Source organism: Nostoc sp. ChiQUE02, from assembly GCF_034531305.2.
In the GTDB taxonomy this organism is placed as follows: Bacteria; Cyanobacteriota; Cyanobacteriia; order Cyanobacteriales; family Nostocaceae; genus Nostoc.
In genome coordinates, this window is the sequence record NZ_JAVRBN020000085.1 from 1 (window position 1) to 14523 (window position 14523).

At 41.6% G+C, this 14523-nt stretch carries 16 protein-coding genes; 10 read left to right on the forward strand and 6 right to left on the reverse strand.

The annotated features are described in order from the left end of the window. Window positions 1-152: 152 nt before the first annotated feature. The 6 genes from RM347_RS34175 (at window position 153) to RM347_RS34200 (ending at window position 6624) form a co-directional block, all read left to right on the forward strand. On the forward strand, window positions 153-1370 hold the full coding sequence (locus tag RM347_RS34175; RefSeq protein WP_322717063.1) for a cadherin-like domain-containing protein: 1218 nt from the start codon (window positions 153-155) through the stop codon (window positions 1368-1370). Window positions 1371-1877: 507 nt separating this feature from the next. Beyond that, window positions 1878-3194 (forward strand): urea ABC transporter substrate-binding protein, encoded by a 1317-nt coding sequence (urtA, locus tag RM347_RS34180; protein WP_322717062.1) that lies wholly within the window; start codon window positions 1878-1880, stop codon window positions 3192-3194. Between the two features lie 121 nt (window positions 3195-3315). Further along, window positions 3316-4476: an urea ABC transporter permease subunit UrtB gene (gene urtB / locus RM347_RS34185; RefSeq protein WP_322717061.1), complete on the forward strand. Its 1161-nt coding sequence runs from the start codon at window positions 3316-3318 to the stop codon at window positions 4474-4476. A gap of 27 nt (window positions 4477-4503) precedes the next feature. Then, window positions 4504-5625, forward strand: coding sequence for an urea ABC transporter permease subunit UrtC (urtC, locus tag RM347_RS34190; RefSeq protein ID WP_322717060.1), 1122 nt, complete (start codon window positions 4504-4506; stop codon window positions 5623-5625). Next, on the forward strand, window positions 5600-6346 hold the full coding sequence (gene urtD, locus RM347_RS34195) for an urea ABC transporter ATP-binding protein UrtD (RefSeq protein WP_322717059.1): 747 nt from the start codon (window positions 5600-5602) through the stop codon (window positions 6344-6346). The genes urtC and urtD overlap by 26 nt, the downstream gene beginning before the upstream one ends. A 59-nt stretch (window positions 6347-6405) precedes the next feature. Next, window positions 6406-6624 (forward strand): type II toxin-antitoxin system HicB family antitoxin, encoded by a 219-nt coding sequence (locus RM347_RS34200; protein ID WP_322717058.1) that lies wholly within the window; start codon window positions 6406-6408, stop codon window positions 6622-6624. 324 nt (window positions 6625-6948) lie between these two features. On the opposite strand, the gene RM347_RS34205 is transcribed toward RM347_RS34200, so the two are convergent. Continuing rightward, window positions 6949-7344 (reverse strand): hypothetical protein, encoded by a 396-nt coding sequence (locus RM347_RS34205; RefSeq protein ID WP_322717057.1) that lies wholly within the window; start codon window positions 7342-7344, stop codon window positions 6949-6951. Between the two features lie 186 nt (window positions 7345-7530). On the opposite strand from RM347_RS34205, the gene RM347_RS34210 reads away from it, so the two are divergent. From RM347_RS34210 to urtE, 3 genes are read left to right on the forward strand one after another with little or no spacing between them, the layout of a single operon-like run. Continuing rightward, entirely contained in the window at window positions 7531-8070 is a 540-nt protein-coding gene (locus RM347_RS34210; protein WP_322717056.1) for a hypothetical protein, read from the forward strand. Beyond that, a complete protein-coding gene (locus tag RM347_RS34215; RefSeq protein ID WP_322717055.1) occupies window positions 8036-8650 on the forward strand; it encodes a Uma2 family endonuclease in 615 nt (204 codons plus the stop codon). Before RM347_RS34210 ends, RM347_RS34215 begins: the two co-directional genes overlap by 35 nt. Window positions 8651-8681: 31 nt before the next feature. Beyond that, on the forward strand, window positions 8682-9380 hold the full coding sequence (urtE, locus tag RM347_RS34220) for an urea ABC transporter ATP-binding subunit UrtE (protein ID WP_322717054.1): 699 nt from the start codon (window positions 8682-8684) through the stop codon (window positions 9378-9380). On the opposite strand, the gene RM347_RS34225 is transcribed toward urtE, so the two are convergent. From RM347_RS34225 to RM347_RS34235, 3 genes are read right to left on the reverse strand one after another with little or no spacing between them, the layout of a single operon-like run. Continuing rightward, on the reverse strand, window positions 9343-10083 hold the full coding sequence (locus RM347_RS34225; RefSeq protein ID WP_322717053.1) for a hypothetical protein: 741 nt from the start codon (window positions 10081-10083) through the stop codon (window positions 9343-9345). The genes urtE and RM347_RS34225 overlap by 38 nt on opposite strands. 12 nt (window positions 10084-10095) lie before the next feature. Next, a complete protein-coding gene (locus tag RM347_RS34230; protein WP_322717052.1) occupies window positions 10096-11409 on the reverse strand; it encodes a cytochrome P450 in 1314 nt (437 codons plus the stop codon). A gap of 6 nt (window positions 11410-11415) precedes the next feature. Further along, entirely contained in the window at window positions 11416-12198 is a 783-nt protein-coding gene (locus tag RM347_RS34235) for an ABC transporter permease (RefSeq protein ID WP_322717051.1), read from the reverse strand. A gap of 149 nt (window positions 12199-12347) precedes the next feature. Here RM347_RS34235 and RM347_RS34240 point away from each other — a divergent pair, with 149 nt between their 5' ends. Continuing rightward, the gene (locus RM347_RS34240; protein WP_322717050.1) at window positions 12348-12953 is read left to right on the forward strand and encodes a DedA family protein; all 606 of its coding nucleotides are present in this window, start codon (window positions 12348-12350) and stop codon (window positions 12951-12953) included. Between the two features lie 167 nt (window positions 12954-13120). Here RM347_RS34240 and RM347_RS34245 read toward each other — a convergent pair whose 3' ends face one another. Both RM347_RS34245 and surE read right to left on the reverse strand, forming a co-directional pair. Further along, entirely contained in the window at window positions 13121-13678 is a 558-nt protein-coding gene (locus RM347_RS34245) for a hypothetical protein (RefSeq protein ID WP_322717049.1), read from the reverse strand. An 87-nt stretch (window positions 13679-13765) separates the two neighbouring features. Further along, window positions 13766-14446, reverse strand: coding sequence for a 5'/3'-nucleotidase SurE (gene surE, locus RM347_RS34250; protein ID WP_322717048.1), 681 nt, complete (start codon window positions 14444-14446; stop codon window positions 13766-13768). Window positions 14447-14523 lie beyond the last annotated feature (77 nt).

Here is a 14523-nt window from a genome sequence, read left to right on the forward strand (position 1 = left end):
CTTGTTAGTTATCCATTTTTCTCTACCCTCTACAAATCATTATTATTTTTCTCTCGTTGTATGAAACCACCCTGCCTATTTAACTGGGGTAGGGGAAGTGCGGCAAACGAGTAAGTTGATTAACCCTACACTTGAATCAAGAGAAAACTAACATGGCTGACCCGAATTTTAAAGCCCCAATTACCAACCCCTTCGGACTGACGGGTGTAACACTTTCTTCTAAACCCACCTTAGCCGATATCGATGGCGATGGAGACTTGGATGCTTTTGTGGGTAGTGGTAGCGGCAATACCGTGTTCTACCGCAACACTGGAACTTCGGCTGTTCCCAGCTTCACCTTAGAAGCCACCAATCCCTTCGGACTGACGAATGTGGGACTTTCTGCTAAACCCACCTTTGCCGATATCGATAACGATGGAGACTTGGATGTTTTTGTGGGTAGTCAGAACAACGGTATCAGCTTCTACCGCAACACTGGAACTACGGCTGCTCCCAGTTTCACCCTTGAAGGCATCAACCCCTTCGGACTGGCGAATGAGTTTGTGGCTTCACCCGCCTTTGCCGATATCGATAACGATGGTGACTTGGATGCTTTTGTGGGTACTTTCACGGACACTGCCAAGTTCTACCGCAACACTGGAACTACGGCTGCTCCCATCTTCACCTTTGAAGCCACCAACCCCTTCGGACTGACGAGTGTGGGTACTATTTCTTCACCCACTTTAGCCGATATCGATGGCGATGGGGACGTGGATGCTTTTGTGGGTAATGTTAGCGGCAATACCGTGTTCTTCGAGAATGACAGTGCGCCCACTGGTTCACCCACAGCCACGTTAAGCAACACCGCCGAAGATACAGCCATCACAATTACTGCGACTGACTTATTAGCAGGGTTCAGCGATGTGGATAGTACCCTCTCCGTTGTTAACTTAACTGCGACTAACGGTGCATTGGTGGACAACTTGAATGGGACTTATACCTTCACTCCAACTGCCAACTTTAATGGCGCAGTTAATCTGACCTACGATGTCACTGATGGCACAGCAACCTTAACTGGACAAACTCAGACTTTCTCTGTAACCCCAGTTAACGATGCGCCAACAGGTTCGCCCACTGCGACGTTAAGCAACACAGCAGAAGATACTGCTATCAATATTACTGCGGCTGACTTATTGGCAGGTTTTACCGATGTAGATACCAGTGATATCCTCTCGGTTACCAACTTAACTGCGACTAACGGTGCATTGGTAAATAACAATAATGGGACTTATACCTTCACCCCAACTGCCAACTTTAATGGTGCAGTTAATCTGACTTACGATGTGACTGATGTTAAGCAGTTATCTGTTCATCACCGACCAGAATTTTGAAAAAATATAGTCGTTTTTAACTGTCTAAAATCTTAAACGTTCGTGGAAGAAAAATTTTTTTATTCTCCATAACGCAATACGCTTGGGTTAGCGCCAAAACCCTTAAATTGCGTAAGTTGGGGAGCCACTGCGCCCTTGCGGTTTCCCGACTTGTTCGCGTAGCGTCTCCCCTTGGGAGAAGCAAGTGGCGTTTGAGGAACGTAGCAAGATCCCCCAGGGTAACCCAACATTTCTGGGGCTTTGTTGGGTTGCGCTTTGCTTAACCCTACCTACAATTTTTCTTAACTGAACTGTATGCTCTATAACGTATTGCATAGATATGAGAATCTTTATAAAGTTAACAAACTTTAATATTAAAAACTTTGTTTTTTATTACAAAAACAAAGTTTTTTGTATAAGGCGTCACTTTTTACTAGTAAACTATCGCACTAATATCACACTTTAAAGATTGATATTGTCAGCTTCCTATGAGTTGGCTGATTCATCAAGAGGAAAATTCATAAAGATATGAGAAGACAAATTAACCGACGCAAGTTTTTAATCTACGGTTCTTTAACTTTTGGAAGCAGCTTTTTTTTGAAAGCTTGCGCGAATAATTCCCCAGCTGCTACAGAGACTCCAACTGCGCCTCCTGCTGCTTCACCAGCTGCGGCTACTGCTGGTGGCACCATTAAAGTAGGTATTTTACACTCTCTGAGTGGTACGATGTCTATTAGTGAAAAAAGCGTTGTTGATGCTGAGAAATTAGCAATCAAAGAAATTAACGCTGCTGGTGGTGTCTTAGGTAAACAAATTGAAGCAATTACTGAAGATGGTGCTTCTAACTGGGATACTTTTAGAGAAAAGGCAACTAAGCTAATCGATCAAGATAAAGTCGCTGTAGTTTTTGGTTGTTGGACTTCTGCTAGCCGCAAGAATGTCAAGCCAGTATTCGAGAGCAAAAACCACATGCTCTGGTATCCTGTGCAATACGAAGGTCAAGAGTGTTCTAAAAATATTTTCTACACTGGCGCTGCGCCAAATCAACAAATCGAACCATCTGTTGATTGGCTGTTAAAAAATAAGGGCAAAGAATTCTTCTTAGTTGGTTCTGACTACGTTTTTCCCCGTACTGCTAATACCATCATTAAAGCTCAACTAGAAGCATTAGGCGGAAAAACAGTTGGTGAAGATTATTTACCTCTTGGTAACACGGAAGTTACACCAATTATCACTAAAATTAAGCAAAATTTGCCCAATGGTGGCGTGATTTATAACACACTGAATGGTGATAGCAACGTTGCTTTCTTCAAGCAATTAAAAGGGGCTGGATTGACACCAGATAAATATCCCTCTATGTCTGTAAGTATTGCTGAAGAAGAAGTCAAAGCAATTGGTGTAGAGTATCTCAAAGGTCACTATGCAGCTTGGAACTATTTTCAAACAGTAGACACACCTGCCAATAAGAAGTTTGTGGCAGCTTTCAAAAAAGAGTACGGTGAAAATCGGGTGACAAATGACCCAATGGAAGCAGCATACATCGCAGTTTATTTGTGGAAGCAAGCAGTACAAAAAGCTGGTACTACAGACATAGCTAAAGTGAGTGCTGCGGCTTATGGTCAAACTCTAGATGCGCCTGAAGGTAAAGTGACAATGGATGCCAATCATCACATATCCAAAGTTGTACGGATTGGTCAAGTTAGGCAAGATGGTTTGTTTGATATTGTCTATGCTACTCCGACAGCAGTTGAGCCAGTTCCTTGGAATCAATTTGTGAAAGAGACTAAGGGATTTGCTTGTGATTGGACTGACCCTGCTAAAGGTGGTAAGTACAAGAAAGTTTAATTCATTAGTCATTAGTCATTAGTCATTTGTCATTAGTCATCGGTTAATAGTTACAAGCAACAAAGGACAAAGGACAAAGGACTGATGACTAAAAAAGCTGATAGCTATTGTGGAGAAATAAGTGTTAGCAGGATTCTTAGAAGCTGTATTTAATGGTATTAGTATTGGCGCTGTGTTATTAATTGCCGCGTTGGGACTGGCAATTATATTTGGATTGATGGGCGTCATCAATATGGCGCATGGTGAATTGATGATGTTTGGCGCTTATACAACTTATGTTGTGCAAAATGTCTGCAAACAATTGGGTGGAGTGTGGTTTGAAGTCTATATATTTTTGGCTTTAATTATTGCTTTTATTTTCACGGCTGCTGTGGGATTAATTCTAGAAAGAGGCGTGATTCGTTATCTCTATGGACGCCCATTAGAAACTTTACTAGCAACTTGGGGAGTAAGTTTAATTTTTCAACAGTTTGTCCGCAGCGTGAATTGGGTATTAATAATTGGCATAGGCCTGTTCTCTCTGTTGTTTTTTGGAGGTTTATGGATTTTAAATTCCCGCACTGATTTAGGAAGAGTTCGTAACTGGATTGTGACGGTGATATTTTTATTATCGCTGGGGGTGACAATCACAACGGGCAATTTATTAAGTCAAACTTATCAGTTAGCAGTAACTCAACCTTGGTTTGGTGCTCAAAATGTTGATGTAACTGCGCCTACTTGGTTACAAGCAGGGATGTCTTTAGGTGGTGTACAATTACCATTTGCCAGATTATTTATTATTGCTTTAACAATAATCTGTGTAGGGGGAATTTATTTATTTTTACAACGTTCTAGCTGGGGTTTAAGAATTCGGGCTGTGACGCAAAATCGGAGTATGAGCGCTTGTTTGGGTATTCCAACTCAAAAGGTTGATGCGATTACTTTTGCATTGGGTTCTGGTTTAGCTGGTGTGGCTGGATGTGCGATTAGTTTGCTCGGTTCTGTAGGCCCAAATACGGGACAAAATTATATTATCGATACTTTTATGGTGGTTGTTGTCGGTGGTGTGGGCAATTTAGCCGGTACTATTGTGGCAGCTTTGGGTATTGGTACGGCTAATTTTTTAATTGGTTCTGGGACTCTGGCTTTGTTGTTAACTCCTGTTAAACCTTTGGCAGATTTCTTTACTTTTTTTGCCACGACGAGTATGGCGAAGGTGATGGTATTTGCGCTGATTATTGTGTTTTTACAGTGGAAGCCTGGGGGGATTTTTCCGCAGAAGGGGCGTACTGTTGATGTTTAAACCGCAGAGACGCAGAGGGGGCAGAGAATGAAAAAGAAGGGAGGAAAGTTAATATTAATTGAGGTGGGCGTAGTGGTAGCGATCGCACTCTTCCTCATTATCATTATGCCATTAGTTCTTTCGGAGTTTCGCCTGAATTTGTTGGGGCGATTTTTGTCGCTGGCGATTGTGGCTTTGGGTATCGATTTGATTTGGGGTTATACTGGTTTACTAAGTTTGGGACATGGTATTTTCTTTGGTTTGGGTGGATATGCGATCGCAATGTACCTGAAACTGCAAGTCCCTACTGGTGAATTACCTGATTTCATGGGGCTTTATGGGGTTACGGAACTTCCCGCCTTTTGGCAACCTTTTTATTCTTTTCCTTTGACAATAGTTTTTGTGGTACTAATTCCAGGGTTATTGGCGGGATTGCTGGGATATTTGGTTTTCCGAAATCGCCTCAAGGGAGTTTATTTCTCTATCTTGACCCAAGCCGGAACTATTGTATTTTTCAACTTCTTTAACGGTCAACAACAATTTTTCAACGGCACGAACGGACTGATAGATTTTACAACTTTGTTTGGGGCAACGGTCAGCGATGCGAAAACACAGTTTGTTTTCTACACCCTAACGGTAGTGTTTCTCGCAATCACCTACGGGATTTGTCGCTGGTTGACAACTGGACGCTTTGGGAGATTGTTGATAGCGATTCGTGATGATGAAAGTCGAGTAAGATTTTCTGGCTACGACCCTACAGATTTTAAAGTGCTGGTGTTTGCAGTTTCAGGTGCGATCGCAGGCATAGCAGGAGCATTTTACACTATTCAGAGTGGTTCTGTATCACCCAGAGCAATGGATATTGCCTTTTCGATTGAAATGGTGATTTGGGTAGCTGTAGGCGGACGCGCTACTTTGATTGGGGCGATTGTCGGAACTTTGTTAGTAAATTATGCCCGCACTTTTTTAAGCGAACAATTTGCCGAAATCTGGCTATTTTTCCAAGGCGCACTATTTTTGATAGTCGTCACAGTCCTTCCTGACGGCATCGTGGGATGGTTGCGTAGTCAGAATATTTCCTTTTTCAACCGTCGTCAACAAATTGCTACATATCCCACCTTGGAAGAAGACCCCGAAGTGCAACATGAACGCGAAAATATTGGAAACTGAAAACGTAACTGTTAGTTTTGATGGTTTTAAGGCTTTAAACCAGCTTAACTTTAGTATGGATGTGGGTGAATTACGAGTAGTAATTGGCCCCAACGGCGCTGGAAAGACAACATTTCTAGATGTGATTACGGGGAAAGTGCAACCAACCCTTGGGCGAGTTTTATTCAAAGGCAGAAACCTGCGTTCTTTACCTGAATATAAAATTGCCCGATTGGGAATTGGGCGCAAGTTTCAAACACCCCGAATTTACCTGAATTTAACGCCCCGTGAAAATTTAGAAATTACCAGTAACAAGAATAAAAATGTTTTTTCTACTTTGTTTGAACGTTCTAATACTATTGAAAAAAATAATATTAAAGGATTATTAGAAACCATCGGCTTAACACCGAAAGCAGATATCAGAGCAGCTTTACTTTCTCACGGAGAAAAGCAACGTTTAGAAATTGGGATGTTAGTGGCACAGTCACCTGATTTATTACTTGTTGATGAACCAGTTGCGGGTTTAACAGATGAAGAAACCTATAATATTGGCGAATTACTTTTAGCACTAGCGCAAAGTCATTCAATTTTAGTAATTGAACACGATATGGAATTCGTGCGTCAAATTGCCAAGAAAGTAACAGTATTACATGAAGGTTCGGTGCTGTGCGAAGGAAATTTTGAAGAAGTCCAAAATGACTCGCGTGTGATTGAGGTTTATTTGGGAAAACAGGAAGACTAAATTTTTAGCTCTACAAGGCTTAGATATACTATAGTCACAAGCTTAGTGGATGAGGAAATATGAGGTTTAATGTAACGGTTGATCGTGATGAAGATGGTGCATGGATAGTAGAATGCCCCAGCATTCCGGGTTGTGTCAGTCAAGGTCAGACTAAGGAAGAAGCACTAGAGAATATCAAAGATGCGATAGCTGCCTGCCTACAAGTTCGTGCCGAGCGCGGTTTGCCACTTACCATAGAGACTCACCAAGTAGAGCGCGTGTCTGTACCATCGTCATAGGTAAGATATTCCTCTAAGGTCAGCAGTTTTTGAGTTTTCGTCCTTTGGGTCATTTGCTTTGCCTTCTTACCCTAGATAGACTATCACTAAATGATAGTGTGGTGAAGAAGTACATCATAATAACTGGAAAAAGAAACTCCACATTTTTTTCCATTCTTGCGCTTATGAGTTGATGCACAGCTTGGATATTACATAGCGATGTCTACAAGGGGCTGTGACGGTCGTACCACTTGCCTACGGCACGCTCCGCAAGCTACGCGTAGCGTGTCGCAGACAAGACTTGCTAACGCTGCGGTGTATATACAAGTCAAATTATCTCGTTTTCTATGCAGTTTTACCATTCTTATCTGATGCTTGTTCTGCAATATTTTTTAAGCGGCTCGATCTCATTTTGCGAATGCGATCGCTATTGCGAACACCTCCCGCCATTTCATATTCAGCGCTGTCTTTGCCGTACTTGATAGCAACCACCATTAACATTTTTTCAGAAAGCTGTTTCAAGTTTTTTTCCATCTCTTCGACTTCTGTTAAAGAAGAGTCAACTATAGCCAGAGCGCTATTATGAACATCAATTTTGTTACGTAACTGTTCGATTGACTCAATCAGTTTTTCTAAAGTATAATCTTCTTCAAATTTAATGCTTGGAACAATCGATTTCATCCCAGATGCTCTTAACTCAGCTTTTTCTAAAACGCGGGATGTACGTTTTTGACGAGACATAAATTTGCTCTTTTAAGATACTTCTACAGCTAGCTTGCCTCAATTAAACCCGATTCCGGTTCAGCATAAATCGCAATTTCTGATCGTAAAATTTTTAGCTTATACCAGTAATATCTCGGTATATAATTACTCATGTAGGAAGGTAAGAGGCAAAAGGTAGGAAACACGAGAGTAGTCGCTACAGACTTGGGAGTAACCGCTACAGACTTGGGAGTAGTCGCTACAGACTTGGGAGTAGTCGCTACAGACTTGAGAGTAACCGCTACAGACTTGAGAGTAACCGCTACAGACTTGAGAGTAACCGCTACAGACTTGGGAGTAGTCGTTACAGACTTGGGAGTAGTCGCTACAGACTTGAGAGTAGTCGCTACAGACTTGGGAGTAGTCGCTACAGACTTGGGAGTAGTCGCTACAGACTTGGGAGTAGTCGCTACAGACTTGAGAGTAACCGCTACAGACTTGGGAGTAGTCGTTACAGACTTGGGAGTAATCGCTACAGACTTGAGAGTAGTCGCTACAGACTTGGGAGTAGTCGCTACAGACTTGGGAGTAGTCGCTACAGACTTAGGAGTAGTCGCTACAGACTTGAGTGGCTTTAGTATTCTAATAAAGCTTACTGGTATATCTCTTATCTTGCGCCACAATCCAGGGGCAGTGATGGTAAAGTCAAATATATGTGGAGGTGGTAACTATGACTCAAACCCTACCCAAGTTAGTAACCTTTGAACAATTTATCGAGTGGTACCCCTCAAACGGGGCGCGATATGAACTACATAAAGGAGTCATTGTAGAAATCTTCGCCCCAACTGGTGAACACGAAAATGTTGTTGGATTTTTGGCGGCACAGATAACCTTCCAGTTTTTGCAAATAGGACTTCCGTTTCGCATCCCCAAAACTGCCTTTGTCAAAATTCAGAGCAATAATTCAACCTATTCTCCTGATATTTTGCTATTAAATCATGGCAATCTCGTGAATGAACCTCTGTGGAGCAAGCAATCGACTGTTATTCAAGCTGCATCTATCCCACTAGCTGTTGAAGTTGTTAGCACCAACTGGCGAGACGACTACTATGACAAGTTCAGGGATTATGAAGAGATGGGGATTCCTGAGTATTGGATTGTAGACTATGCTGCGATCGGTGGCAAAAGATTTACTGGTAATCCTAAACAAAAAACTATTACAATTTGCGAATTAGTTGACGGAGATTATCAAATGACTGTGTTTAGAGAAAATAATTTTATTGTATCGCCTTTATTCCCCCAACTCAACTTGACAGCACAACAAATTTTTGATTCTGCTTTGTAAGTTTCGGTTTGAATACAAACTGAATTTTATTATGCTAAAAATCTCTAACCTCAACGTTTACTACGGCGAAAGCCACATTCTCCGCAATGTAGATTTAACCGTACCATCCGGTCAAATGGTCTGCCTAATCGGACGCAATGGTGTAGGTAAAACAACCCTACTCAAAACCATCATGGGTTTACTCAAACCCCGTAGCGGTACAATTAACTTAGCTGAAGAATTAATCAACTCGAAATCTCCCGACCAAAGGGCAAAATTAGGAATTGGTTATGTCCCCCAAGGACGAGAAATTATCCCTCGTTTAACAGTCAAAGAAAATCTCCTGCTGGGGTTGGAAGCCAGACGCAAACCAGTCAAAAAAGCAGAAATTCCAGAAGAAGTTTTTAGCTTATTCCCGGTGTTAAAAACCATGCTTTCGCGGATGGGTGGTGATTTGAGTGGGGGACAGCAGCAACAACTAGCGATCGCACGTGCTTTAATGGGAGAACCTCAATTACTCGTTTTAGATGAACCCACGGAAGGTATTCAACCCTCCATCATCCTAGAAATTGAAGCCGCAGTCCGTCGCATCGTCGAAACCACAGGCATTTCTGTGTTATTGGTAGAGCAACATTTGCACTTTGTCCGTCAGGCTGATTACTATTACGCTATGCAAAAAGGTGGTATTGTCGCTTCTGGTTCCACAGCCGAACTCAGCCAAGATGTGATTCAACGGTTTTTAGCTGTTTGATTTTTGATATTTCTATATCAATTGTGTCGGAAGCAATCAAGTCTGCGGCTTCTTGTAAAAGCTCATGCTGTTCCTTTTGAATTGCTTCCAAACGACTAGAAATTTCTACTAATCGTTGTTGCTTATTGGGTTGAAAATTTTCAGGTAGCAAACTAGGCAGGTTATCACTTGTTTTAGTAGCTGTAATTTTTTGAATTCCAAAGCTACCAACTTTAGTTAAGGATTGAAAGCTAGCTTTAATCAAAGCCTGAAGCAATTTTAACGGAATTTGGAGTATTGACCAACTAGCTGTTTCAATCAAGCGAACAATTGCTTTGATGATGCTCCAAAGTAGGGCAAGAGCGAACACCAGAATCACTAAACTAATAATTGGGTGATTAGTCGCCCAAACTAGTACTTGAACTAACCGAAAAAATATCGGGTGTTGTGTTAGCCAATCACTCACCGAAGAACTAATTGCTGTTTCAATTGCTCCCGATGTTGTACTCTTAAATTGTTCAGCTGTTTGCCAACCTTGTTCTAAGGTTGTCGTAACTGTATCAATTGCTTTATTAGTCGTTTGCGTAGTATTAGCTTTCAAAGACTCCCCAACTTGTTGTGCAGAATCAGTCAGAGAGTTAACACTTTCACCTACAAAATCTTTTACATTTTGCAAGCGTTGTAAAACACCATTAGCCAAAGGTACGTCTATTTGAGATGCCATAAAAAGAATATCTCATAGAGGCTGAAATCTAACTCGCAAGCCATCTTTAGGACGATTGGTGGGAACCGTAACTACCTCTAAACTTTGATTGGGTAATATCTCCCAATGATAGCTACGTAGAAGATGAGCAGCAATAATCTTCATTTCCATTTTGGCAAAGGCTATGCCAATACAGATGCGTGGCCCACCGCCAAAACCAACTAAACTAAAAGGATATTTTTTGTTTTCTTGGCGTTGCGGACTGAAACGATCTGGATCAAAACGCTCTGGTTGGGTGTAAATTTCCTTTAGGCTATGAGTTGTCACAATTGCATAAAATAATTGCCAACCAGCAGGAACGTGATAACCGTTAAACTCAAAGTCTTTAATTACACCACGAAACCCACCTCCTACAGGTTGATGCAATCTTTCAATTTCTGATAAAATCTGCTCTAGATAAGGCATTTTACCTAATTGTTCTAAATCCAAATTACCTTTAGTTGCAAGTTGCAATTGTTCAACTCTTGCTGTTTTGAGTACTTCTGGATGACGGGCTAACTCTACACACAACCAAGTCAGCATCGAAGTCGTGGTTTCATGTCCAGCAAAGAGTAATAGTAACGACTGGGCGATGAGTTCTTTTTCACTCATCCGGTTACCTTCTTCATCTTGGGCTTGCACTAATAAACTCAGAGCATCTTTAGTTGGATTTTGCTGACGTTCTCTAACAACTTGAGTTAGATGCTCTAAAATCTGATTACGAGCAGCTATGGCTTTACCAAATGTCGTAAATGGTAAGGGCAACGGATTAATCGCAAACAGTCCATTTGTCATGGCTGCAAACAATTGGCTAAAACGCACACATTCGGGGCCAGGACGCGTACCCAGCAGTAATTGACTGGCAATATCAAACGTTAGTTGTTTAAATTCTTGGAACCAGGTAAACTCCTGCTGTTTCTCCCACTTTTGCAGATAACTACGTGTGATATCTTCCATTGTGGTGACATAATTCGCCAATGCTGGGCCATGCAACGCTGGCATCATCAAGCGGCGGTTTCTCCGGTGTTCCTCTCCATCTTGCACAAAAAGCGATTCACCCAGCAATATCTTGAAATTAGCAGGCCATCCCTCTCGCCAAGAAAAATTCTCCATATGGCTTGACAAAACGAACTCTAACGCTTCTGGCCCTGCCATTACTACAGTTGGTCTGCCAAGAAGATGAGTTTTGAAGATGGGCCCATACTGGCGATAGCGCTTTTTAGCAAAGTCGCGGTCGAAAACAAAGGATAATGTTTCACCTAAAACAGGCACACCAAAGCTTCCAGGAGGAATTTGATTACTTTTCATATCTCTTTAACTCGAAGCACTAGTATAAAACCGCAACGCAAACCGCCAAAACCAAGTAGAAACAAAAAACAGCACTACTGCTAATATTGCCGCACCTATCAACCAACTAATTTCACTTCGACCCAACAGCACTTGGGCTGGTACAGTAGTTAAAAAAACTACTGGGATCACAAAGGTAAAGAAAAAGCGGTAAGCAGTCGGATATGCAGCAATGGGATATCGTCCAGCTTCCAAAAAACCACGCAGCACTTCAGTAACGTTGTATATTTTGACGAACCAGATACTCGTCGCTCCCAACATAAACCACAGGCTGTACAAAATCACTAAGCTAAACAATAATGGCAGCACACCAAGTAGATAATCATCTATCCCTATACCGAGGCGTTTACCTGCATAGCCGATAATAATACTACCAAAAACTAGATCCGGAAGTCCCCAAGGTGAAAGGGTATGGGTGGAAAGCCAAAATTGGCTGCGGATAGGTTTTAATAATATAAAGTCTAAAGTGCCTTCCTGGACATGGCGGACAATACGATTCAAGTTCGACGCCAGAAAAGTAGCAGAAAATCCTTGAAGTAAGGTAAAAATTCCTAGAACTACTAAAGCTGCTTCCCATGTCCAGCCACTAAAAGTATAGCCAGTGCGGTAAAACAAGAATAGTCCAAAGAGGCTGCCGACAAGATTTCCCAAGCTGCTGAGGGTAGCTATGAAAAAATTAATCCGATACTCCAACTCAGCTGCGATCGCAGCACCCCAAAATAGTCTTAGTACTTTCAAATACCTTTGCATCTTGCACCCTTAACTTAAAAGCTACCAACTGTCATTACATTTCCCAAGATGACACAAGAACTTTACGTAAATTTAATATTACTTTTTATTCAAGAAAATTGCTAAACGTTAAGATGTTGTGGATCTATTGTTGAAAGGTAAGAAATTCTATGCATCTGGATTTACCAGAACTCATAAAATCACTCGGCTACTTTGGGGTATGGGCGATTGTCTTTGCTGAATCTGGTTTGTTAATTGGTTTTTTTCTGCCTGGAGATAGTTTATTGTTCACTGCTGGATTTGTCGCATCTCAGAATTTACTGAACATTTGGGTTCTAATTATTGGTGCTTTTATTTGTGCAGTCTTAGGTGACAATGTTGGCTATGTTACTGGGCATAAATTTGGCAGAAGACTATTTCAGAAGGAAGATTCATGGCTGTTTCATAAAAAACATCTTGTTAAAACCCAAAGCTTTTATCAACAGCACGGTAAAAAAACGATTGTCTTAGCACGTTTTTTACCCATTGTACGGACTTTTGCACCAATTGTAGCTGGGATTGGTGCGATGCATTACCGGACATTTATGTCTTACAACTTAATCGGTGGCTTTGTTTGGACATTCGGCATCACCCTGTTAGGGTTTTTCTTAGGAAAATCTCTGCCACCTGAACAAGTAGATAAATATTTGTTACCGATTATTGGATTAATTATAGTTGTTTCTTTAGTGCCATCGATTCTCCATCTAATACAAGAAAATAGAGCAAACAAAAGTTGAAGTCATTTTTGTAGCTCCTTAGTAGATGTTTTATTCTAGAGACTAAGTATATTGATTTATTGAAGCTCTGATGTTTAGAGCTTGCTGTGGATTGTTAACTACGCCATAGATGTTTCTCAATTGCCACAGCTGTTTCGCTCTTAAGTACAATCAAACTCTGACGTTAGCTAGGGATTAATCGCAGAATTAGCCATTTTTACCAAAGAAGTGCGTTCGCCTGCTTTTAGCCCAACAACATATTGCACACCCTGTTGTCTCCAAGTCAAGGTCGCATCTGAACAATTAGCACCACAAGTAGAATCCACAAAATAGCCAGTAATACCCTTAGCTAAAGATACAGGTTTACCAGTCAGGCGCGGTGTTTTGCGGGTTACAGCTTCAGCGGAAATGACACCCAAACGGCAAGCAGTTCCACCAGTACAATCGGGACTGAAACCAAGTAAAATATCGTACTTTTTTTGCGTAGCGGCTTCTATAATCGCGTAAATTGGATTTTCCCCATCTGACTCAGGAATAAACTTCGGCAATAAAATCTTAATCTGAGTCTTTTGCTTTAATTTCGGCAAAATAGATTTAAAAACTGGGTGTGGCTGGGTTTTACTTTGCTGTGCTATCAGTTGGGATTGGTTGTTTACAGTGGCGATGGCTGACTTATGAAAGCTGCTAACACTGACTAATAAAAATGCGGCACACACAGCACTGATATTTCTGAAGGTTAAAATCATCTTTGAAAACCTATTTCATCTAAAGTACTTATTTGTAATACCCAGTTTCAGATCAAATTACGTATTTAATATCTGAAGCGAGTAGTATCAAACCCTTAACTGAGTTACCGCAATATTGCCGGAAAAACATACATCCACATCGCTACCAGGAGTGCGATCGCGTTTGGCATATTCGCCTACATAATAAAAATTATCGCCTTCAATTCGATAGTTAACGGGCAAAGGTTTGGTACAGGCTTGGCAAAACACCATTTCCGGATGTGGTTCTCCTGGTTGCAGATGCGGCAAGTTCACATTCCAGAAGCTTCCCGGTTCTAAAGGACGCTTGAGTAAGTCCGCTAAAACTTCAGCGGTGAATTTGGCAGCCAGATCCCAATCAAAATTCTGCTTGGCTTTGCGATAGTGGGAAATGGCAACTCCAGGAATACCGTGCATTGCGGCTTCCCGCACAGCAGCCACTGTGCCAGAAATGTAAGCATCGACTCCCAAATTGCCCCCAGCGTTGATACCTGAAAGCACAAATTTGACATCTGCGGTAATTTGTGTTATGGCAATTCTTACACAATCAGCGGGAGTACCTGCGATCGCATACTCAGTTTCAGAACGTCGCTGGAGGTTGATGGCACGAGTGGTGGTAACTTGATGTCCACAGCCAGACTGATGATCGGCAGGAGCAGCAATAATAGCATTTTTGCCGTTTACAGCTTTCAGCAGAGCTTGGATACCGGGAGCGTCGATGCCGTCGTCGTTAGTTAAAATTATGGTCATATATAGCAATCGGATTTGATTTATGAAAAAATCTAAGTATGTGTAGGGTGTGTTACGGTTTCCGTAACGCACCATCC